23 protein-coding genes are annotated in these 20,395 nt (G+C 72.6%); 9 read left to right on the top strand and 14 right to left on the bottom strand.

Features of this window, described 5'->3' with window-relative positions:
* Positions 1-128 precede the first annotated feature (128 nt).
* Positions 129-281, bottom strand: coding sequence for a DUF2191 domain-containing protein (locus OG904_RS27195; protein WP_405498299.1), 153 nt, complete (start codon positions 279-281; stop codon positions 129-131).
* Between the two features lie 150 nt (positions 282-431).
* Complete coding sequence (locus OG904_RS27190) at positions 432-884, bottom strand: DUF4442 domain-containing protein (RefSeq protein WP_405495312.1); 453 nt, start codon at positions 882-884, stop codon at positions 432-434.
* 95 nt (positions 885-979) lie between these two features.
* On the opposite strand from OG904_RS27190, the gene OG904_RS27185 reads away from it, so the two are divergent.
* Positions 980-2,038, top strand: a complete 1,059-nt coding sequence (locus tag OG904_RS27185) for a hypothetical protein (protein ID WP_405495310.1) — start codon at positions 980-982, stop codon at positions 2,036-2,038.
* Between the two features lie 70 nt (positions 2,039-2,108).
* A complete protein-coding gene (locus OG904_RS27180) occupies positions 2,109-3,404 on the top strand; it encodes an MFS transporter (protein ID WP_405495308.1) in 1,296 nt (431 codons plus the stop codon).
* 224 nt (positions 3,405-3,628) lie between these two features.
* Here the strand turns inward: OG904_RS27180 and OG904_RS27175 are convergent, their stop codons facing one another.
* The 4 genes from OG904_RS27175 to OG904_RS27160 all read right to left on the bottom strand — a co-directional run bounded on the left by OG904_RS27175 (position 3,629) and on the right by OG904_RS27160 (position 7,774).
* Positions 3,629-4,420: a spermidine synthase gene (locus OG904_RS27175; RefSeq protein ID WP_405498297.1), complete on the bottom strand. Its 792-nt coding sequence runs from the start codon at positions 4,418-4,420 to the stop codon at positions 3,629-3,631.
* A 190-nt stretch (positions 4,421-4,610) separates the two neighbouring features.
* Positions 4,611-5,567: a patatin-like phospholipase family protein gene (locus OG904_RS27170; protein WP_405495306.1), complete on the bottom strand. Its 957-nt coding sequence runs from the start codon at positions 5,565-5,567 to the stop codon at positions 4,611-4,613.
* Positions 5,568-5,608: 41 nt separating this feature from the next.
* On the bottom strand, positions 5,609-6,787 hold the full coding sequence (tuf, locus tag OG904_RS27165) for an elongation factor Tu (RefSeq protein ID WP_405495304.1): 1,179 nt from the start codon (positions 6,785-6,787) through the stop codon (positions 5,609-5,611).
* 270 nt (positions 6,788-7,057) lie between these two features.
* On the bottom strand, positions 7,058-7,774 hold the full coding sequence (locus OG904_RS27160) for a DNA alkylation repair protein (protein ID WP_405495302.1): 717 nt from the start codon (positions 7,772-7,774) through the stop codon (positions 7,058-7,060).
* A gap of 49 nt (positions 7,775-7,823) precedes the next feature.
* Between OG904_RS27160 and OG904_RS27155 the strand changes: the two genes are divergently transcribed.
* The 5 genes from OG904_RS27155 (at position 7,824) to lnt (ending at position 12,091) form a co-directional block, all read left to right on the top strand.
* A complete protein-coding gene (locus OG904_RS27155; protein ID WP_405495300.1) occupies positions 7,824-8,618 on the top strand; it encodes a TVP38/TMEM64 family protein in 795 nt (264 codons plus the stop codon).
* Positions 8,619-8,666: 48 nt separating this feature from the next.
* On the top strand, positions 8,667-9,545 hold the full coding sequence (locus OG904_RS27150) for an undecaprenyl-diphosphate phosphatase (protein ID WP_405495298.1): 879 nt from the start codon (positions 8,667-8,669) through the stop codon (positions 9,543-9,545).
* Positions 9,546-9,690: 145 nt separating this feature from the next.
* Positions 9,691-9,867, top strand: coding sequence for a hypothetical protein (locus OG904_RS27145; RefSeq protein WP_243339660.1), 177 nt, complete (start codon positions 9,691-9,693; stop codon positions 9,865-9,867).
* Between the two features lie 68 nt (positions 9,868-9,935).
* The gene (locus OG904_RS27140; protein ID WP_405495296.1) at positions 9,936-10,406 is read left to right on the top strand and encodes a nuclear transport factor 2 family protein; all 471 of its coding nucleotides are present in this window, start codon (positions 9,936-9,938) and stop codon (positions 10,404-10,406) included.
* A gap of 92 nt (positions 10,407-10,498) precedes the next feature.
* Positions 10,499-12,091 (top strand): apolipoprotein N-acyltransferase, encoded by a 1,593-nt coding sequence (gene lnt / locus OG904_RS27135; RefSeq protein WP_405495294.1) that lies wholly within the window; start codon positions 10,499-10,501, stop codon positions 12,089-12,091.
* On the opposite strand, the gene OG904_RS27130 is transcribed toward lnt, so the two are convergent.
* Positions 12,015-12,920 carry a Gfo/Idh/MocA family protein gene (locus tag OG904_RS27130; RefSeq protein WP_405495292.1) on the bottom strand — a complete coding sequence of 302 codons (906 nt, stop codon included), beginning with the start codon at positions 12,918-12,920 and terminating at the stop codon, positions 12,015-12,017. The genes lnt and OG904_RS27130 overlap by 77 nt on opposite strands.
* An 83-nt stretch (positions 12,921-13,003) precedes the next feature.
* Here OG904_RS27130 and OG904_RS27125 point away from each other — a divergent pair, with 83 nt between their 5' ends.
* Both OG904_RS27125 and OG904_RS27120 read left to right on the top strand, forming a co-directional pair.
* The gene (locus OG904_RS27125; protein ID WP_405495290.1) at positions 13,004-13,528 is read left to right on the top strand and encodes a DinB family protein; all 525 of its coding nucleotides are present in this window, start codon (positions 13,004-13,006) and stop codon (positions 13,526-13,528) included.
* A 125-nt stretch (positions 13,529-13,653) separates the two neighbouring features.
* Positions 13,654-14,232: a hypothetical protein gene (locus OG904_RS27120; RefSeq protein ID WP_405495288.1), complete on the top strand. Its 579-nt coding sequence runs from the start codon at positions 13,654-13,656 to the stop codon at positions 14,230-14,232.
* A gap of 102 nt (positions 14,233-14,334) precedes the next feature.
* On the opposite strand, the gene OG904_RS27115 is transcribed toward OG904_RS27120, so the two are convergent.
* From OG904_RS27115 to OG904_RS27085, 7 genes are all read right to left on the bottom strand, one after another.
* Positions 14,335-14,823: a hypothetical protein gene (locus OG904_RS27115; protein ID WP_405495286.1), complete on the bottom strand. Its 489-nt coding sequence runs from the start codon at positions 14,821-14,823 to the stop codon at positions 14,335-14,337.
* A 97-nt stretch (positions 14,824-14,920) separates the two neighbouring features.
* Positions 14,921-15,589: a uracil-DNA glycosylase gene (locus OG904_RS27110; RefSeq protein WP_405498295.1), complete on the bottom strand. Its 669-nt coding sequence runs from the start codon at positions 15,587-15,589 to the stop codon at positions 14,921-14,923.
* A gap of 139 nt (positions 15,590-15,728) precedes the next feature.
* The gene (locus OG904_RS27105; RefSeq protein WP_405495284.1) at positions 15,729-17,312 is read right to left on the bottom strand and encodes an ABC transporter substrate-binding protein; all 1,584 of its coding nucleotides are present in this window, start codon (positions 17,310-17,312) and stop codon (positions 15,729-15,731) included.
* 152 nt (positions 17,313-17,464) lie between these two features.
* Positions 17,465-18,226 (bottom strand): SDR family oxidoreductase, encoded by a 762-nt coding sequence (locus tag OG904_RS27100; protein ID WP_405495282.1) that lies wholly within the window; start codon positions 18,224-18,226, stop codon positions 17,465-17,467.
* 20 nt (positions 18,227-18,246) lie between these two features.
* Positions 18,247-19,008: a 3-oxoacyl-ACP reductase FabG gene (gene fabG, locus OG904_RS27095; protein WP_405495280.1), complete on the bottom strand. Its 762-nt coding sequence runs from the start codon at positions 19,006-19,008 to the stop codon at positions 18,247-18,249.
* Positions 19,009-19,171: 163 nt separating this feature from the next.
* Positions 19,172-19,555, bottom strand: a complete 384-nt coding sequence (locus OG904_RS27090) for a DUF3037 domain-containing protein (RefSeq protein WP_405495278.1) — start codon at positions 19,553-19,555, stop codon at positions 19,172-19,174.
* Positions 19,552-20,391 (bottom strand): HipA family kinase, encoded by an 840-nt coding sequence (locus tag OG904_RS27085; RefSeq protein WP_405495276.1) that lies wholly within the window; start codon positions 20,389-20,391, stop codon positions 19,552-19,554. Before OG904_RS27085 ends, OG904_RS27090 begins: the two co-directional genes overlap by 4 nt.
* Positions 20,392-20,395: the final 4 nt, after the last annotated feature.

Raw genomic sequence — 20,395 nt, 5'->3', positions numbered from 1 at the left:
GGGCGCTCCCTGCGGCGTGGGCATCGGCGGCGGTCGGCGGGAGCGGCCCGCGCCGGACCGCTCCCGCCGCCACTGTGCGCCGCCCGCCGCGCGGGCCCGCTTGAGGCGCGCCACCGCGGAGCCGAGGTTCAGCCCTGCGGCGGCGGCTGCCCGAGGTCGGCCTCGCGGCGGGGCTCGTCCTGGAGCTGGACCCGCGCCTCGGTGCGGTGACCGCGCTCGATGTAGTCCCGTACGACGGCCTCGACCGCGTCCTGGGGCGATCCGATCCCGGCGAGGACCATCACCTCCACCACGAGCTCGGCGTCGAGACTGATGCTGATCTTGGCTCGGCCTGCCACGGGGTCCCCTCCCTGCGTCGTGGGCGGGACTCTAGGCCGTCTCTTTCGGATCATGTCGGCCGGGCCCGCGGCGTCTCGCCCTGCCGGGCGGTCTCAGGCGTTGGGGCGCAGGGTCCACACGACGGTCATCTCGCCGGTCACGGCCTCGTCCTCGCGCTGGATCGCGATGGTGACGGGGAACTCGGGGCGGCCGCCCGCGTCGAGTTCGGCGACGACCTCGGCGGCCGGACGGCCGAGGGTGGCGGTGGCGGTCACGACGCCCTTGGCGAGCTTCTTGTAGCCGATCTCGGCCTTCACCGCGAGCGGCACGGCGCGCGAGAGCTGGTCGCCGAAGGCGGCCAGGACGATCGCACCGCTCGCGGACTCGGCGAGGGTGAACATGGCGCCTGCGTGCGGGCCGCCGAGGTGGTTGTGGAAGTCGGGCTGGTCCGGAAGCCGCACGACCGCGCGCTCGGGGGTGGTCTCCAGGAACTGGAGGTTCAGGGTCTTGGCCATCGGCACGGTCGCGGCGAGCAGTTCGCCCACGTTCATCTGTTCTGCGCTCATGGAAGGCGATGTTACCCGCCAGTAAGCGGCATTGGCCATACCTGTACGGGGGCGGCCGTGGCTCCGGACCCGGGCTCCCACTATCGTTACCGGCCATGTGGCCAGGACAGCAGCAGCCGCCCGGGGGCGAACCAAACCCTCAGGACGCGCATCAGAACCCGTACCAGCAGCAGCCGGGAACGCCGAACCCGTACCAGCAGCAGCCGCCGACGGCGCCGTACGGTGAGCCGCAGCCCGGCTACGGGTACCCGCAGCAGCAGCCCGCCCCCCAGGCGTGGGGCCAGCAGCCCGCGACCGTTCCCGTACCCCAGTGGGGCGGCACTCCGCCGCCCCCTCCGCCGCGCGGCGGAAGCCCGTTCTCGACCAGGACCGTGGCCATCGTCGCGGTCTCGGCCGTCGTCGTGGCGGCCGCCACCACCGGGTGGTTCGTCATGAACCGGGACGGCAAGACCTCCGACCAGGCGGACGACAAGCCGACCGGCTCCCCCTCCGCCCCGGCCTCCCCCAGCGTGCCCGCCCCGGCGAGCTCGGGCGCCAACCCGCGCGGCGGCGCCGACGCCAAGCCGGTCATCCCGGGCTGGAAGGTCGTCATCAACCCCAAGTACGGCACGGCCTTCGACGTGCCGCCGGACTGGAACGTCCTGTCCTCGGGCATGTCCATCGGATTCGAGGACGACGCCAAGAACGACGGATCCGCCCTCGTCATGATGTCCGCACCCGCCTTCCTCAAGGAGGACTGGTGCAAGGTCGACGCCAACAAGGACGGCAAGGAGGAGTCCACCTCGCTGGCCGCCTCCGGCACCAAGGGCGGCATGGGGGCCAAGGACACCGCCGAGGCCGCGCGCAACGAGGCCGGCAACTGGGTCTTCGCCGGGTACGCGCAGAAGGCGCCCAAGGGCACCACCAAGGTCTCCGAGCCGAAGGAGTACACGACCTCCTCCGGGCTCAAGGGCCACATGGCGACCGCCACCGTGAGCGGCCTGCCGAAGGAGAACAAGTGCTCCTCCGACGGCAAGTCCGTGGCCTTCAGCTTCACGACCGCCAAGGGTGACATCTCCACCTGGGTCCTCTACGGCGCCGCGGGCGTCCAGGGCGAAGTGAGCCAGGAGACCTACGAGAAGATCCTGAGCAGCGTCCGCCTCAACGCGGGCTGATCTCCCGCACCATCCCTCCCGGGCCGCTTATCCGTTTGGATTCCCGGCCCGGGACGGGGATAGTCCGGGGGTGAGCTCTCCCCCCTCCCTCTCCCCCGTTACGTCCCGTTCGTCCTCGTCCTCCCCCCGGCGCCGCCGGCCGGAGTGGGCCGGCCGCAACTACACCCTCCTGACGGGTGCGGCGGTCGTCACGAACCTCGGAAGTCACGGAGCGCTCATCGCGGCCGCCTTCGCGGTGCTCGACGCCGGCGGTTCCGGCGGCGACGTCGGTCTGGTGGCCGCCGCCCGCACCCTGCCGCTCGTCCTCTTCCTGCTCATCGGCGGGGCCATCGCCGACCGGATACCCCGCCACCGCGTCATGGTCGCGGCCAACGCCCTGAACTGCGTCTCACAGGCCGCCTTCGCCGTCCTGGTCCTGGCCGGCGACCCGCAGCTGTGGCAGATGATGCTGCTCACCGCGCTGTGCGGCACCGGCACGGCCTTCTTCAACCCGGCCGCCGAGGGCATGCTGCTCTCCAGCGTCTCCGGCGAGCACGCCAACCGCGCCTTCGCCCTCTTCCGCATGGCGATGAACGGCGCCGGAATCGGCGGAGCGGCCCTCGGCGGAGCCATGATCGCCACGATGGGCCCCGGCTGGGTCCTCGCCGTGGACGCGGCCGCCTTCGCCGTCGCCGGAGCCCTGCGGGCCTTCCTCGACGTCGGCCACGTGTCCGACCGTGCTCCCGGCGGGGGCCTGCTGGCCGATCTGCGCGAGGGCTGGGTGGAGTTCAGGAGCCGCCCCTGGCTGTGGAGCATCGTGCTGCAGTTCTCCGTGGTCGTCGCGGTCGTCGGCGCCGCGGAGGCGGTCTACGGTCCCCTGGTCGCCCGGGACCGACTGGGCGGCCCGGCCCCCTGGGGCCTGGCCCTGGCCTTCTTCGGCCTCGGCACCATCGGCGGGGCCGTCCTGATGATGGCCTGGAAGCCGCGCCGCCTGCTGCTGGTCGGCACCCTGTGCGTGTTCCCGCTGGCCCTGCCCTCGGCCGGGCTGGCGGTGCCGCTGCCGGTGTGGGGCCTGTGTGCGGTGATGTTCGTGAGCGGCACCGCCATCGAGGTGTTCGGCGTGAGCTGGATGACGACGATGCACCAGGAGATCCCGGAGGAGAAGTTCTCCCGGGTCTCCGCCTACGACTGGTTCGGCTCGGTCTCGATGCTCCCCCTGGCCACGGCGGTGGCCGGCCCGGTCGAATCCGCCATCGGCCGCACCCCGGCCCTCTGGTCCTGCGCGGCCCTGGTCATCACGGTGACGGCAGCCGTCCTCCTGGTCCCGGACGTTCGCCACATGACCCGCAAAACAGCCGCCGACAAATCCAGCCCCGCCGGCGCCTGAGGCGAGCACCGACGCCGGCAAATCCAGCCCCGCCGGCGTTTGAGGCGCGGGGTCTGGGGCGGAGCCCCAGGAGCCCCGGGCGCAGCCCGGGCTCGGCGGGTCCGGGCGCAGCCCGGGGAACGGTGGAAGGGCGGGTAGGGGACCCGGCCCCGCGCAGCGGCACACCGCAACCAGGGCCGGGGCCGACCGGAACCAGGGCCGGGGCCGGCCGGAACCGGGACCCCTCAGCCGAGGCTGAACGCCCCCTCCGGCGGCTCGGGCGAAGCCACCGCATCCGCGTCGGACACCGGCCCCACCCCCCGCACCAGCCGCCGCAACGCCACCCCCACCTCCACCCTGGCGGGAAACGCATCCCCCGCGCACGCCCGGGAAAGCCCCGTCACCGGCAGCTCCCGCTCCGAAGCCAGGAGCACCGCGTTCCCGAACCGCCGCCCCCGCAGCACCCCCGGCTCCGCGATCAGCGCCAGCTCCCCGAACACCGCCCCGAAGTTGGCGAGCTGCCCCCGCAGGAATTCGAAGGGCGCCCCGTCGGCCAGGTTCGCCGCGTACACCCCGCCCGGCCTCAGGACCCGCGCCACTTCCCGCGCGTACTCCACCGAGGTCAGCGAGGCCGGCACCCGGGATCCCCCGAAGACATCCGCCACCACCACGTCCGCGCTCGCGCCGGGCGCCGCCGCCAGCCAGGCCCGCGCATCGGCGGTGTGCACGGTGATGCCGCTCCCCGCCGCCACCGGCAGGAACTCCGCGACCAGCGCCACCAGCCCGGCGTCGAACTCGACCACGTCCTGCCGCGACCCCGGCCGGGTCGCCGCGGCGTACCGGGGCAGGGTCAGTGCGCCTCCGCCCAGGTGCAGCAGGTCCAGCCCGGCCCCCGGCTCGCCCACGCAGTCCAGTACGTGCGCGAGCCGGCGCGCGTACTCGAACTCCAGGTGCTCCGGGACGTCGAGGTCCACGTACGACTGCGGCGCCCCGTCCACGGTGAGCAGCCAGGCGCGCTCCCGGTCGATGTCCGGCATCAGCTTGGCGGTGCCCTGGGCCACGTCCCGGATCACCGGGATCTGTTCGTCACTCACCGCACCATTGTCGGTCCGTCCGCCGGTCAGGTCGTCCGCCACCGGAGGACGACGACCGCAGAACGGCAACCGGAGAACGGCCACCGCGCCCCGAGGACGGCGACCGGAACCGTGAGCCCCGAGGGCGTCCGGCCTACCCCCAGGTCTCCGCCGCCGTCGCCGCGTGATCGGCGGCCTGCTCCAGCCCCGCCCGCGCGGCGGGATCGCGCCGGGCCGGGTCCAGCACGTTGCGCCCGAAGACCTTCCGGGCCGCGGCCGACGGGGTGATCAGCAGGACCTTCGCCCCGGCCTCGCGCAGCCGCGCGGCCTGCGCCGCCGGGGAGGGGATCAGCCCGGCCCCCATGGTGACCGGCGCGAGGATCACCACGCGGGCGTAGCCGGCGGCGAGGTCGGCGTTGGTGGCGGAGCGTACCCCGCCGTCGATGAACTTCCGCCCCTCGACCGTCACGGGCGGCCACACCCCGGGTACGGCGCAGCTCGCCGACACGGCGTCGACCAGCCCGGCCCCGCTCCCCCGCTCGAAGGCGGTGAGTTCGCCGGTCAGCGCGTCCACGGCGGTGACGACGAAGCGCCGCTCGGGCCACTCGTGGGAGACCAGCCGGGCCTGCAGCACCTTGCGGCGGGCCGCCTCCGTCTCGGTTTCGGCGGCGAGCGCGAGGGCGCCGACCCGGCGGCGGTAGGCCTTCGCGTCTCCCGAACGCACCATCGCGACGGCGTACTTCGCGATCAGCGACGCCCCCAGCTTCGCGGGGAGTTCCCCGCCGGGGTCGCCGAGCTGGCGCTCGTACAGCTCCTGCGGGGTGAGCAGTCCGGAGGCGAGCTGCGCGCCGACGACGGAGCCGGCCGAGGTCCCGACGACGAGGTCGGCGCCGAACAGGTCGACGCCCGCGCGGGCGAGCCCGTACAGTATCCCGGCCTCCCAGCCCACGCCGGTCAGCCCGCCGCCGCCGAGCACCAGCGCGGTGCCCTTGCCCTCGCTCGCGCCGCTGCCCTCGCCCCTGCCCTCGCCCCTGCTCCCGCCCCTGCCCTCGCCGCCCATGAACCGCTCCCTCCCCGCACGCACGCCAGTGGTGACGGCAGTCTCGCGCAAGCCGACCACCGTCACCACAGCGGGGCACCGCCGGTGTCCGGCTACCCGACCCCGGTCACCGTCCCCGCGCCGACTGTGCGCCCGCCCTCACGGATCGCGAAACCGAGTCCGCTCTCCAGCGGCACGTCCCGACCGAGCTCCACGGTCATCGTGACCGTGTCCCCCGGCCTGGCCACGCCCGCCTCGCCCAGGTCCACGTCCCCCACCACGTCGGCGGTCCGGATGTAGAACTGCGGCCGGTAGCCGGAGGCCACCGGCGTGGTGCGGCCGCCCTCGCGGGCGGACAGGACGTAGACCCGCGCGGTGAAGCGCCGTGTCGGTACGACGCTGCCCGGCGCGGCCACCACGTCCCCGCGGCGCACCGCGTCGCGCGGCACCCCGCGCAGGAGCAGCGCGACGTTGTCCCCGGCCTCGGCGGATTCCATCGGCTTCCCGAAGGTCTCCAGTCCGGTGACCACGGACTCCACGGTCTCTCCGGCGCCCCCGAGCAGGCCGACGCGGTCGCCCGTGCGCACGGTGCCCCGCTCCACGGCTCCGGTGACGACGGTCCCCCGACCGGTGATGGTGAGGACGTTCTCCACCGGCATCAGGAAGGGCGCGTCCGTGTACCGCACGGGCATCGGCACGTACGTGTCCACGGCGTCGAGCAGGGCCTCGATCGACGAGGTCCAGCGCGGGTCGCCGTCCAGCGCCCCGAGCCCGGAGACCCGTACGACCGGGGCGGTGTCCCCGCCGTAGCCGTTCGCGCTCAGCAGCTCGCGGACCTCCAGCTCGACCAGGTCGGTGAGCTCGGGGTCCCCGGCGTCGGCCTTGTTCAGCGCGACCACGATGTGGTCCACGCCGACCTGCCGGGCCAGGAGGACGTGCTCGGCGGTCTGCGGCATGACCCCGTCGAGCGCGGAGACCACGAGGATCGCCCCGTCGAGCTGGGCGGCGCCCGTGACCATGTTCTTGACGTAGTCGGCGTGCCCGGGCATGTCCACGTGGGCGTAGTGCCGGGTGTCGGTCTCGTACTCGACGTGGGTGAGGTTGATGGTGATGCCGCGGCGGGCCTCCTCGGGGGCCCGGTCGATCCGGTCGAACGGCACGAAGGAGGCGCCGCCGCGCTCGGCGAGTACCTTGGTGATGGCGGCGGTCAGGGTCGTCTTGCCGTGGTCGACGTGACCCATGGTGCCGATGTTGAGGTGCGGCTTGGTGCGCACGAAGGCCGTCTTGGCCATGATGTCTTCCCGTGTGGTCCGGAGCTGGAAACGCGGGACCCCCTGAGCGAACCGACCCTCCCCCTGCGGGGTCCGCCGGACGATCCGGGAAGGGTCAGCTTCGTGCGCCGCCGAATGCGGGTGCGCCCGCGGCGAGTTCTGCGGGGAAGGCAGCCTTCGGCGCGTCCGCGACTGCGGACGGCGCTGCGGGGAAGGCGTACCTGGACATGCCGCCGATCCTGCCGGACGGGGCTCGGACCGTCGAACGATTATTCGCGAACCGCCCCGTGCTCAGAGGTTCTTGAGCGCCTCGCGCACCGAGAGCGGGGACAGCGAGCCGCGCTCGGCGGCCACGAAGGCGCGCACCGCCCCGGGGTCCGTCTTGGCGTACTCGCGCAGGCACCAGCCGATGGCCTTGCGGACGAAGAAGTCGGGGTGGGCGCCCTGGCGGCGGCAGTACGCGAAGAGCCGCCCGGCGTCGGTCGCGGACTTGTACGTGAGCTGGTGGAGGAGGGCGGTGCGGGCCACCCAGAGGTCCTCGTCCCCGATCCACTCGTCCATGACGGGGGCGAGCGCCGGGTCCGCCGCCACGAGCGGGCCGACCGTGTGCGCGGCGAGCGCGTCGACGGTGTCCCACCAGGGGACGGTGACGATCAGGTGCCGGACGACGGGCAGGAAGCCGGAGGAGCAGCGGGAGACGTGCCGGCGCAGGTAGTCGGCGGCGAAGTACCGGTACTCACGCTCCGGAAGGTCCCAGCAGCGCAGTGCGAGCGCCGCGCAGTCCGCTTCGGACGGTTTCGGGGTGTCCTTGGTCACGGCCCTGGACAGCTCGCGCCGCAGCGGGGTGCGGATCCCGAGGAAGGGCGCGACGTCCTTCATGTACGCGGCCATGTGCCCGGCCTGCTCCGCGTCGGCCGCGGCGCCGAAGGACTCCCTGAGGCGCGTTTCCAGCAGCTCGGCGAGTTCGCTGCGCGGAACCCTCGGACGCCGCTGGTCGTTCGACTGCATGAGGCCCAGATTACGGCGCCCGGCCACGGGGGTCGGCTAGTCTCCCGGAATGTCCCTCCTCCTCGCGCCGTGGACCCGGCTCTCGCTGCTCGTCGTGCTGCTCCTCGCGGCCGGCGTCTGCGTCGTGCTGTACGAGCCCCAGCGCCTGCTCTCGGAGGGCTGGCCCCCGGGACTCCCGGTGGGCACCGCGGTCCTGCTCTTCGCCGCGGCGTACGGGGTGTGCACGGCGGCCCTGGTACCGCGCCCCCTGCTGAACCTGGCCGCCGGTGCCCTCTTCGGGACACAGTTCGGCCTGGTCGCCGCGGTCGCCGGGTCGGTAGCCGGCGCCGGGATCTCCTTCGGCCTCGGCCGGATGATGGGCCGCGAGGCCCTGCGTCCGCTGATCCGCGGGCGCTGGCTGCGGGCGGCCGACGACCAGCTGGCCCGGCACGGCTTCCGCTCGATGCTGGCGGTCCGGATCTTCCCCGGCCTGCCCTTCGCGGTGGCCAACTACGCCGCCGCGCTGTCCCGCTGCGGCTGGCTGCCCTTCCTCCTCGCCACCGCGATCGGCGTGATCCCGAACACCGCCGCGTACGTGGTCGCGGGCGCCAGCGCCGCCTCCCCGACCTCTCCCGCCTTCCTCGCCTCGTTCGGCTTCATCGCCCTGTCCGCGGTGGGCGCGGGGGTCGTCGCCTGGCGCAAGCGGCACCGGCTGGTGCCCGCGGGACAGCCCGGTGGACAGCCCTCCGTGCAGCCCACCGGGCGTCCCGCGCGGCCCGCGGGTGGTCCCGTACGGCACGCGCCCGCACGGGAGCTGGCGCCCGTACACCCCCCTGTGGTCACGGCCGCACCCCACGGGCCCTAGCATCGGACCCGAACTGCCCGACGATCACAAGGACGAGCGCACCCCGACATGAGCTGGTTCGAATCCCTAATCCTCGGTCTCGTCCAGGGGCTTACGGAGTTCCTCCCGATCTCCTCCAGTGCCCACCTGCGGCTGACCGCGGCATTCGCCGGCTGGACCGACCCGGGAGCGGCCTTCACCGCCATCACGCAGATCGGTACCGAGGCCGCGGTCCTCATCTACTTCCGCAAGGACATCGCGCGGATCATCTCCACCTGGTTCCGCTCGCTGTACACCACGGCGCTGCGCTCCGAGCAGGACGCCAAGATGGGCTGGCTGGTGATCGTCGGCTCGATTCCGATCGGTGTCCTCGGCCTCGCCTTCAAGGACCAGATCGAGGGTCCGTTCCGCGATCTGCGGCTGATCGCCACCACCCTCATCGTGATGGGCATCGTGCTCGGCGTGGCGGACCGGCTGGCGGCGCGCGACGAGGAGGGCGGCCGGCACCGCGCCATCCGCGAGCGCAAGACCCTGAAGGAACTGGGCGTCAAGGACGGCCTGATCTTCGGTCTCTGCCAGGCGATGGCCCTGATCCCGGGCGTCTCCCGCTCCGGTGCGACGCTCTCCGGCGGTCTGCTGCTGGGCTTCACCCGCGAGGCGGCGGCCCGCTATTCCTTCCTCCTCGCCATCCCGGCCGTGCTGGCCTCGGGCCTGTTCGAGATCAAGGACGTGATGGAGGACCCCGGCCACATCTCCTGGGGTCCGACGATCTTCGCGACGGTCATCGCCTTCGTCGTCGGCTACGTGGTCATCGCCTGGTTCATGAAGTTCATCTCGAGCAAGAGTTTCATGCCCTTCGTGATCTACCGGATCCTGCTGGGCATCCTGCTCTTCGCCCTGATCGGCATGGGTGTCCTCAGCCCCCATGCCGGTGAATCGGCCGGCTAGTGCCGTGACCGGGAGGCACTGGGCACCTTGATCACCAGCGCCGCTCACCGCTTCGCGTGAATCGGAGGCCGTTCGGGAACGTTCCCGGGCGGCCTCCGCGTCGTTGTGCAGGAGAGACCTGAAGGCGAACAGCAGGGGGTGTCCCATGGGTCGAGTGGTGCTGGAGCGGTTTCCGGCCGGAAGTCCGAGGGGGAGTTGGCCCGCCGAGGAGTACGCGGCGCAGCGGATGCGCGAGGGCGTGCCCGCGGAGGTGGTGATGGACCTGGCCAGCGACGCGTACCTGGTCGTGGTCCGGCCCCGGGAGGCGCGTTCCGGTCACTGATCGGTTCGGGGCGGATCGGGCCGCGCACGCCCCTTGGCCTCCACGCTCCGCACCCGCACACTGACCCGATGACGCAGCGTGTGGACCTTGCGGGCGTGATGGACCGGCTGGCGATCGACGAGGTGGTCTCGGGGTACGCGGTGGCCGTGGACGACGGCGACTGGGCGGCCTACCGCGCGCTGTTCGCCCCGGGCGGGCGGGCCGACTACAGCTCGGCCGGCGGGATCGAGGGCCCGGCCGGGGAGGTCGCGGACTGGCTCGCGGAGACGATGAAGCTGTTCCCGGTGCGCCAGCACCTCATCGTCAACCGGCTGACCACGGTGGCCGACCTGGGCGGCTCCCCCGGCGACACGGCGCAGGTGCGGGCGGACTTCCTCAATCCGATGCGGCTGGCCGGTGACGATTTCGACGGCACCGTCACCGCGCCCAACTTCGTCGCGGCGGGACGCTACACCTTCGCCCTCGTCCGCACCCCCCGGTCCGGCTGGCGGCTCTCCGGGGTCACCGTCCACGAGAAGTGGCGGCACATGTCGTTCTGACGGGCCGGTCTGCCACAACAGGCCGGCCTTCCGGCCGGCGGGCGCGTGGCCGGGCCCGCAGGGCTGTTCCACACTGGAAGCGGAGGCCCCTCATGGTGCTGACGGTCTCGAAGCGGATCCCGTGGTGGCGGGCGGCGGCGGCCGTCACCGCGGGAGCGCTGCCGTGCCTCGCCTTCCCCGCCCCCGCGCTCTGGTGGTTCGCCTACGTCGCCCTCGTGCCCTGGATGCTGCTGCTGAGGTCCGCCCCCACCGGCCGGCGTGCCGCCCTGGAGGGCTGGCTCGGCGGCGCCGGGTTCGTCTTCGCCGTGCACCACTGGCTGCTGCCCAGTCTGCACGTGTTCCTGTTCGCCCTGGCCGCGCTGCTGGGCCTGCTCTGGATCCCCTGGGCCCTGCTGGTGCGGGAGTTGCTCGGCGGGACCCCGGGCGGGGGCCGGGCCACGGCCGCGCTGGTCCTCGTACCGGCGGGCTGGCTGCTGTCGGAGCTGGCCAGGTCCTGGCAGGGGCTGGGCGGGCCGTGGGGGCTGCTCGGGGCCAGTCAGTGGCAGGTGCCGCCCGCCCTGCGGCTGGCTTCGGTGGGCGGGGTCTGGCTGGTCGGCCTGCTGGTCGTGGCGGTGAACTGCGCGGTGGTGCTGCTGGTTTCGGTGCCGGGGGCGCGGGCCCCGGCGGTGGCCGGGGTGACGGGCTGCGCGGTGCTGACGGGGGTGGTGTGGCTGTGGGCGCCCCGCCCGGAGGTCTCGGGGGTGCTGCGGGTGGCCGTCGTACAGCCGGGCCCGGTCGCCGACGCCCCGGACGCCGCGGAGCGGCGGTTCGCCCTCGGGGAGCGGCTGACCGGGACCCTGGCGGGGCAGCGCCCTGACCTGGTGGTGTGGGGGGAGAGCAGTGTCGGCGAGGATCTGACGGCCCGCCCGGACCTGGCCCGGCGGCTCGCCGCCCTGTCGGCACGGGTCGGGGCGCCGCTGCTGGTCAACGTGGACGCCCGGGCCGCCGACCGGCCCGGGATCCGCAAATCGGCCGTGCTCGTCGGTCCCGGGGGCCCGACCGGCGACCGGTACGACAAGATGCGCCTGGTGCCCTTCGGGGAGTACGTACCGGCCCGGGCGCTGCTGGGCTGGGCCACCTCGGTCGGCAAGGCTGCGGACGAGAACCGGGTCCCGGGGAGCGCACCGGTCCTGATGGATCTGCCCGGCCGGGCGGACGTCCGCCTGGGCCCGCTGGTCTGCTTCGAGTCGGCATTCCCCGACATGAGCCGCCACCTCGTCCGCGAGGGCGCCGCCGTGCTGATCGACCAGTCGGCCACGTCCAGCTTCCAGGACAGCTGGGCCCCGGCCCAGCACGCCTCCCTGTCCGCGCTGCGCGCCGCCGAGACCGGCCGGCCCGAGGTCCACGCGAGCCTCACCGGCATCAGCGAGGTGCACGGCCCGTCCGGCGGGCGGATCGGGCCCGCCCTGTCCACCTCGGCGAGCACGGCGCGGGTGTACGAGCTGCCCCTGGCCACCGGCACGACCCTCTACGTCCGCTTCGGGGACTGGCCGGTGGGGGCGGCGCTGGCCGCCCTGGCCGCCTACTGCGCGGCCGCGGGCGCCCGCTCCGCCCGGCCCGGGATTCGGCTCAGGACGCCTGTTCCAGAGCCGAGTCCACCACCCGCTCGCACAGTTCGTGGGTCAGCAGCGCGTCGCGGGCGCTGAGGGTCGTGCCCGCGGCGACGGCCTCCAGGAAGGCGTCCACGACCTGTTCGATGCCGCGCTGGCGGGCCACGGACACCCAGTCCCCGCGCCGCCGGACCGTGGGCTGGCCCTTGTGGTCGATGATCTCCGAGAGGTTGACGACCTGGCGCTTGGTGTCCTGCCCGGAGACCTCCAACACCTCCTCGGTGGAACCGGAGAGCCGGTTCATGATGCCGAGCGCGGTGAAGCCCGCGCCCGACAGCTGGAGCACGACCTGGCTCATGAGGCCGTCGCGCACCACGGCCCGCACGTCGACGGCGTCGGCCTCGCCGGGCAGCAGGAAGCGCAGCGTGTCGACGACGTGGATGAAATCGTCCAGGACGAAGGTCCGTACGTCCTCGGGCAGCCCCACCCGGTTCTTCTGCATGACGATCAGGTCGCGCGCGTGGTCGGCGCACTGCGCGTAGCCGGGCGCGTGGCGGCGGTTGAAGCCGACGGCGAGCGAGACCCCGCGCTCCTCGGCCAGTTCGACCAGGCGCCGCGATTGCGCGAGTTCGTAGGCGATCGGCTTGTCCACGTACGTCGGCACGCCCGCCTCCAGCAGCCGTTCCACGATCTCGGGGTGGACGGCGGTCGGGGCGTGCACGAAGGCCGCGTCGAGCTTCTGCGCGAGCAGGGAGTCGAGGTCGGTGTGCAGGCGGTCGGCCGGGACGTGGTGGTGCGCGGCGACCCGTTCCAGCGTGGCCGGGGTCCGGGTCTGCAGGTGCAGTTCGAGCCCTGGGCGGGTGGTGAGGACGGGCAGGTACGCCTTCTGCGCGATGTCGCCGAGTCCGATACAGCCGACCTTCACCGGGAGCCTCCAGGTTTGTTCCTCGTGGGAGTACGCAGCCTAATCGGTGGTGACCAGGCCCGTGTTCGACCAGGATGGGGCCCATGACCCTCAGCACCGGATCCCACCGCACCGAACCCTCCACCACGGCCGACGAGCGCAGCATGCTCGACGGCTGGCTCGACTACCACCGTTCCACCCTGGCCTGGAAGTGCGAGGGGCTTTCCGACGGGCAGCTGCGCACGACCCCTCTGCTGCCGTCCGCGCTGAGCCTGCTGGGGCTGGTGCGGCACATGGCGGAGGTGGAGCGGTACTGGTTCCGGGAGATCATGCTGGGCGAGGACCTGCCCGAGCTGTACAGCACCCGGGAGGACCCGGACGGGGACTTCCACTTCGGGGACGGTGACACCTGGGCCGAGGCCGAACAGGTGTGGCAGACCGAGGTCGAGCTGGCCCGGCAGGCCGCGGCCGGCCGCTCCCTGGACCTCGTCTCGAAGGCCGAAAGCCACCACCGGGGCGAGGTGTTCAGCCTGCGCTGGATCTACACCCACATGATCGAGGAGTACGCGCGCCACAACGGCCACGCGGACCTGCTGCGGGAGCACCTCGACGGCGCCACGGGCGAGTAGTCCCGCCGCGCCGGTCCGGCGGGGGTCCCCCGGGCCGGTCAGCGGGCGAGTAGCCGTCACCCGTGCGGGGTGAATATCGGCTCCGGGTTTTCGCAACGGGGTCTTCGCACAGCAGAGTTGCGCGGGTGCATCCAACCCGAACCACGACAAAGCTGCTGCTCGGCGTCGCCTGTGCGGTCTCGGCCGTCTCCGGCTGCGTGAACGTGACCCCGGCCCCCGTGCGGCCGGCCGCCGCTCCCGGCCCCTCGGGGGCCCCGCCCCGGTACGAGCCCCGCGGCGGGCAGGGGGCCGCGCCGGTGGTCGTCCAGGCACCCGCCCTGGAGGCGCTGAAGGCGGTTCCGGCGCGGCCGGCCGGACCGGCGCCCTCGGCTTCCGGCCGGCACTCCGCACCGCGGTCCGGCGCCCCGGCCGCGGGCTCCGGGACGGCCCTGGCGGACTCCGGTGACGGGGACTCGCGGGCCGCGGCCCCGGTCCCGGAGATCCCGGCGCCGCGGCAGCCCGGCGAGCACCGGGAGCACTCCGACGGGCGGCCGGGCGGGCACCGCTCCCACCACCCCCGCTCCGGGGGCACGGAGGTGCCGGACGAGCTGGTGCGGGACCTGCCGGTGCGGCCGGCGGATGTGTGCGCGCTGGGCCGACGGCACGGGCGCTGGCATCCGGACAGCCCGGAGGCCCGTATCTGCGCGGGCGTCCAGGGCGGCTGACGGCCCGGACCGGGCCCTCCACCGGCACCGGCCGCGACCCCGGTCCCGCTCACGGACCCGGTCCCGCTCCCGGACCGGCTACCGGTTCTGCTCCCGGACCGGCTACTGGTTCTGCTCCGGGAACGGCCTGGGGCCCTCGACCGGTTCCGCCGCGAGCCGCCGCTCCAGCCGGGCGATGGCCTCCCGTACGCCGTTGCCGTACCCGTCGTCGGCCAGCGCCCCGGTGGCGGCGCGGGCCCGCGCCAGATGGATCCGGGCCGCCTCGGGGCGGCGCAGCTTCACGTAGTCGGCGGCCAGGTTCAGGTGCAGCGACGGGTAGAAGACCCGGACGGCCGGCGGGGGGCCGGGGCCGTCGGCGGCGGTCAGGGCCCGCAGGTCCCAGGCCAGCTCCTCGGCGGGGTCGTCCTGGGCGTCGGCCAGGTAGTGCGCCAGCGTGCAGCGGTGCAGGGAGTCGCCCTCCTCGCCGATCTCGGACCAGATCTCGGCGAGCCGGTTGCGGGCCTCCTCGCGGTCACCGGCGTGCAGCAGGATGACCGCTTGGCCGATCCTGGTCATGACGGCGTCCTCGGACGCCTCCTGCTGCTCCGTCAACGCGGCCTCCGGCTTGCGCTCCGTCGGACCTGCTCCGGTCCGGTCATCACGACGCTAGCCGGAGGCACGGGCAATGCCGCCTAGGCGCGGTCGGGCATCAGCCCAGGTCCGGGATCCGCCAGTCGATCGGCGCATGGCCCTGGGCGGCGACGGCCTCGTTGATCTGGGTGAAGGGCCGGGAGCCGAAGAACTTCTTGGCCGACAGCGGGGAGGGGTGGGCCCCCTTGACGACCGCGTGCCGCTCCTCGTCGATCAGCGGGAGCTTCTTCTGCGCGTACGCCCCCCACAGGACGAAGACGGCCGGGTCGGGGCGGTCGGCCACCGCGCGGATCACCGCGTCGGTGAACTTCTCCCAGCCCTTGCCCTTGTGCGAGTTGGGCTCGGCCTCGCGGACCGTGAGCACCGCGTTGAGCAGCAGGACGCCCTGCTCGGCCCACGGCATCAGGTATCCGTTGTCCGGGACGGGGGTGCCCAGCTCGGCGTGCATCTCCTTGTAGATGTTGCGCAGCGAGGGCGGGGTCTTCACGCCGGGCTGCACGGAGAAGCACAGGCCGTGGCCCTGGCCGGCGCCGTGGTAGGGGTCCTGGCCGAGGACCAGGACCTTCACCTGGTCGAAGGGCGTGGCCTCCAGGGCCGCGAAGACCTGCTCACGGGGCGGGTAGACCGGCCCGTTCGCCCGCTCCTTCTCGACGAACTCGGTGAGCTCTTTGAAGTAGGGCTGGTCCAGCTCCCCGCCGAGGACGGGGAGCCAGGACTCGGGCAGCATCTGGGTCACGGCAACAACCTCCGGTACACGTTCCCGAGGGCTTCACGCCCTCGACCTCGCGCAACTGCTTCGCGCGACAGGACGAGAACCTACCGGGGGCCACTGACAACGCCGTGGCCGGGCGGCACCGCCGGGGCGGCTACCAGCTGGGCTTGCGGTGCAGTTCCCACACCTGCATGACGGTCTGCGGGTCCAGGGCCCGCTCGGCGCCGGCGATGTCCTCGCGCGCGGCGACGTACAGCTTGCCCTGCCACAGCGGGAGCAGCCGGACGTCGTCGGCGAAGATCTGCTGGGCCTGCTCGAACTCGTGGACGCCGGCCGACCGGTCGCTCTCGCGGCGGGACTTGGGCAGGAGGTCGTTCAGGATCACGGGGGGCTCGTAGGGGGTGCCGACCGCGTTGTCCTTGCCGACGAACGGCGCGATGAAGTTGTCCGGGTCCGGGAAGTCGGGGAACCAGCCGCGGCCGAAGACCGGGTACTCGCCCTTCTTGTAGCCCTCCTGGAAGGCCTTCCAGGGCTGGCCGCGCAGGGTGATCTTGAAGAGGTTGGTCTCGTCCAGCTGGCGCTTGAGCTCGGTGAACTCGTCGGCGGTCGAGGCGCCGTAGCGGTCGGTGGTGTACCAGAAGGTCAGCTCAACCGGCTGGGTGATCCCGGCGTCCTTCAGGGTCTTCTTGGCCTCCGCCACGTTCGGCTGGCCGTACATGTCGTAGAAGGGCGTGCGGTGCCCGACGACGCCCTTGGGGACCATCGAGTACAGCGGCTCCGCGGTGCCCTGGTAGACCTTGGCGACGAGCGCCCCGCGGTCGACGATCTGGGCGATCGCCTTGCGCACGGCGACCTTCGCGACCTGCGGGTCCTTGGGGTTGAAGACCAGGTAGCGGATCTCCGCGCCGACGTTCTCGACGACCTGGACGCCCGCGTTGTGCGATTCCGGGGTCTGCAGGTCCTTGATCTCGGGGGCGGACAGGCCGCGGTAGGTCGCGTCGATCTCCTTGCCCTTGAGCGCCGCGACCATCTTCTTGGAGTCCGCGAAGTAGCGGATGGTGACGCCGTTGTTCTTGCGGTCGGCGAAGCCGTTGTAGCCCTCGTTGCTGTTCAGGACCGCCTCGCCGCCCTCTTTGTAGGACTCGAGGGTGTACGGGCCGGAGCCGGTGACCTTGTCGCCCTCGCGCAGCTTGTCGGCCGGGTACTGCTTCGGCGAGACCAGCGAGGCGGCCGGGGAGCCGAGCACGAAGGGGAAGGTGGCGTCCGGGGTGTTCAGGTGGAAGACCACCGTCTGCGCGTCCGGCGTCTCGATCTTGTCCAGGCTGCCGAAGAGGGCCTTGGGGCCGGACGGGGCGTTGATGGTCCGGATCCGGTCCAGGGAGTGCTTGACGGCCTTGGCGTCGAGCGGCTCGCCGTCGGAGAACTTCAGGCCCTTGCGCACGATGCAGCGGTACGACTCGTTCCCCGAGTCGGTGAACTCGCAGCTCTGGGCGGCGTCGGGCTGGGGCTTGGTGGCACCCGTGGGGAACGCCAGCAGGGTCTGGTAGACGTTCCGGTACAGCTCCCAGGAACCGTCCCAGGCCGCGGCCGGATCGAGAGTGGTGGGTGCGCTCGTCGTTCCGACGACAATCCGCTTCGCGCCGTCGCTGCCGTCGTCCGAGAACAGGCCGCATCCGGAGAGCAGGGATATGGACGCAAGGGCCGCAGAGATCTGCAGGCATCTGGTCCGGTTGAACACGTGCACGCTCCTCGATCAGCCAGGGGTGCGGCAGACCCTACCGCAGTGCATCACGAATCCAATGGGCACGTTTCGTGCGGCACTTGACCGAATAAGTGCCTATTCGGTACGCATTTGCCTCCTCTCGGGAGGCAAATGCGTCCGATTATCGGTTAATGCACTCCGGCATTGAGGAACATACCCCCGTCAACGACAAGAGTTTGCCCTGTGATCCATTCCGCTTGTGCAGATGTGAGGAACGCGGCCGCCCCTCCGATGTCCTGCGGGACCCCGAGCCGGCCCAGCGGATAGGCCGCCGCGGCCTCCGCCTCGCGGCCCTCGTAGAGGGCCTGCGCGAACCTCGTCTTGACCACCGCGGGCGCGATCGCGTTGACCCGGACCCCCGGCGCCATCTCGTGGGCGAGCTGGAGGGTCAGGTTGATCATCGCGGCCTTGCTCATCCCGTACGCCCCGATGAAGGGCGAGGCGGAGACGCCGGCGATGGAGGCGATGTTGACGATCGCGCCGCCGTTCTCCTTCTGCCAGGCGTGCCAGGTCCGCTGGGCGAAGCCGAGGGCCGAGACCACGTTGGTCTCGAAGACCTTGCGGGCGACACCCAGGTCCAGGTCCGCGATCGGCCCGAAGACCGGATTGGTCCCCGCATTGTTGATCAGGAAGTCGACGCGGCCGAAGGCCTCCATCGTGCGCTCCACGGCGGCGGCCTGGTGGGCCTCGTCGTGCGCCTTGCCCGCGACCGCGATCACCCGGTCCGCGCCGAGCCGCTCCACGGCCTCCTTGAGGGCCTCCTCGCCCCGCCCGGTGATGCAGACCCGGTCGCCGCGCGCCACCAGTGCCTCGGCGATGCCGTAGCCGATGCCCCGGCTGGCCCCGGTGATCAGCGCGACCCTGCCGCTGTCCGTTCCTTCGTACGTCATGACGTGCTCCCTGCTTCTCGTCAGCTGAGCGGGCCGCCGGCCACGTACATGACCTGGCCGGAAACGAAGCCGGCGTCCTCGCCGGCGAAGAAGGCGATGGCGTTGGCCACGTCGTCCGGGCGGCCGACGCGCTGCACCGGGATCTGGGTGGCGGCCGCGGCCTGGAAGTCCTCGAAGTCCATGCCGACCCGGGCGGCCGTGTGCGCGGTCATCTCGGTGACGATGAAGCCGGGGGCGACGGCGTTCGCGGTGATGCCGAACTTGCCGAGCTCGATGGCCAGCGTCTTGGTGAAGCCCTGCAGACCGGCCTTGGCCGCCGAGTAGTTGGCCTGGCCGCGGTTGCCCAGCGCCGAACTGCTGGAGAGGCTGACGATCCGGCCGAACTTGGCGGCCACCATGTGCTTCTGACAGGCCTTCGACATCAGGAACGCGCCGCGCAGGTGCACGTTCATCACGGTGTCCCAGTCGCTGTCGCTCATCTTGAAGAGCAGGTTGTCGCGCAGCACACCCGCGTTGTTGACCAGGATGGTCGGGGCGCCGAGCAGGCTCGCCACGCGCTCGACGGCCGCCTCCACCTGCGCGCCGTCCGAGACGTCGCAGCCGATCGCGACGGCCTTGCCGCCGGCCGCCGTGATCGTCTCCACGGTGTCCTTGCAGGCCGCCTCGTCCAGGTCGAGTACGGCGACGGCCCGTCCTTCGGCGGCCAGGCGTACGGCCGTGGCCGCGCCGATGCCCCGGGCCGCCCCGGTCACGATCGCGACGCGCTGCTCGGTGGTGGACATGCTGGATCTCCTCGCCCTAGGAAAGCGGCCCCTCAGGGGTGAGCAACCGCTTAGTAGCTTCAGCTGAGGAGACGCTAGGAGCCCTGGCACCCGGTGTCAACGGCAGCCCTCCGCAGCCCCGCGGGCGCGGCCCGGCCCGACGGCTGCCGGACCGGGCCGGCGACTACCGGACCAGGAGGTCCAGCAGCCGCTCCACCTCCACGGCGGGATCGGCCGTCAGGCCGGTGTGCACCGGTCCCGGCTGCACGACGGTGCTCCGCGGCGCGATCAGCCACCGGAACCGCCGCCCCGCGTCGTCGCCGGACGCCTGCCCGGCGGACTCGCCGCCCGTGCAGACTCCCTCGACCCCCCGCAGGGCCGCCCGCACCCCGGCCACGTCGGCCCCCGGATCCAGCGCGAGGAGCTTCGCCTCGTCCAGGAGCGTGCGCGCGGCGACGTAGGAGTGCGCCCTGCAGTAGACGATCACGCCGGCGTTGAAACACTCACCGCGTTCCATCCGGGGCACCACACGCACCAGTGCGTATTCGAACACGTCGCGCTTGGTCACTCGTTGCCGCTCTTCGTCTTCCGGGGCCGGGGGTCGAGGCGGTCGGCGAGCCAGCCGGGCGGACCCGACCGGGCCTTCACCTCGGCCTCCATCGTGATCCTCTCGTGGATCGTGGCCGCGCGCGGCAACAGGACGTCCACATAGGCGCGCCGCAGCGCATCGGTGGAGTCGAAGCCGGGCTCGTCGACCAGCCACTCGTCGGGCACGTCGGCCGCGACCTCGGTGAGCAGCTCCCGCGTCACGAGGGGCGCGAGCTCGGCGGCCGCGGCGGCGATGTCCGGGCCGACCGGGGCCAGCACGTGGTCCGAGGCGTTGTACGGCTTGGCGGCGGCGCTCTGCGCGGTGGGCCAGTTGTGGTGCCAGATCATCGTGGCTCCGTGGTCGATGAGCCAGACGTCCCCGTGCCAGACCAGCATGTTCGGATTGCGCCAGGACCGGTCGACGTTGTTGATCAGCGCGTCGAACCAGACCACGCGCCCCGCCTCCGCGGGGTCCACCCGGTACGCGAGCGGGTCGAAGCCGATCGAGCCGGGAAGGTAGTCCATCCCGAGGTTGAGCCCGCCGCTGGCCTTGAGCAGCTCCTGGACCTCCTGGTCGGGCTCGCCGAGCCCGATGACCGGGTCGAGCTGCATCTGCACCAGCCGCGGGACGCGCAGCCCCAGCCGCTGGGCCAGGCGCCCGCAGATGACTTCGGCGACCAGGGTCTTGCGGCCCTGGCCGGCACCGGTGAATTTCATGACGTACGTACCCAGGTCGTCGGCCTCGACGATGCCGGGGAGCGAGCCGCCCTCCCGCAAGGGTGTGACGTAACGGGTCGCGATCACTTCTGTGAGCATTTTC

The sequence above is a fragment of the Streptomyces sp. NBC_00096 genome (assembly GCF_045041305.1).
Lineage (GTDB): Bacteria > Actinomycetota > Actinomycetes > Streptomycetales > Streptomycetaceae > Streptomyces.
The sequence above is the reverse complement of the archived record's forward strand: the minus strand, read 5'-3'. Positions and strand labels throughout refer to the sequence as shown.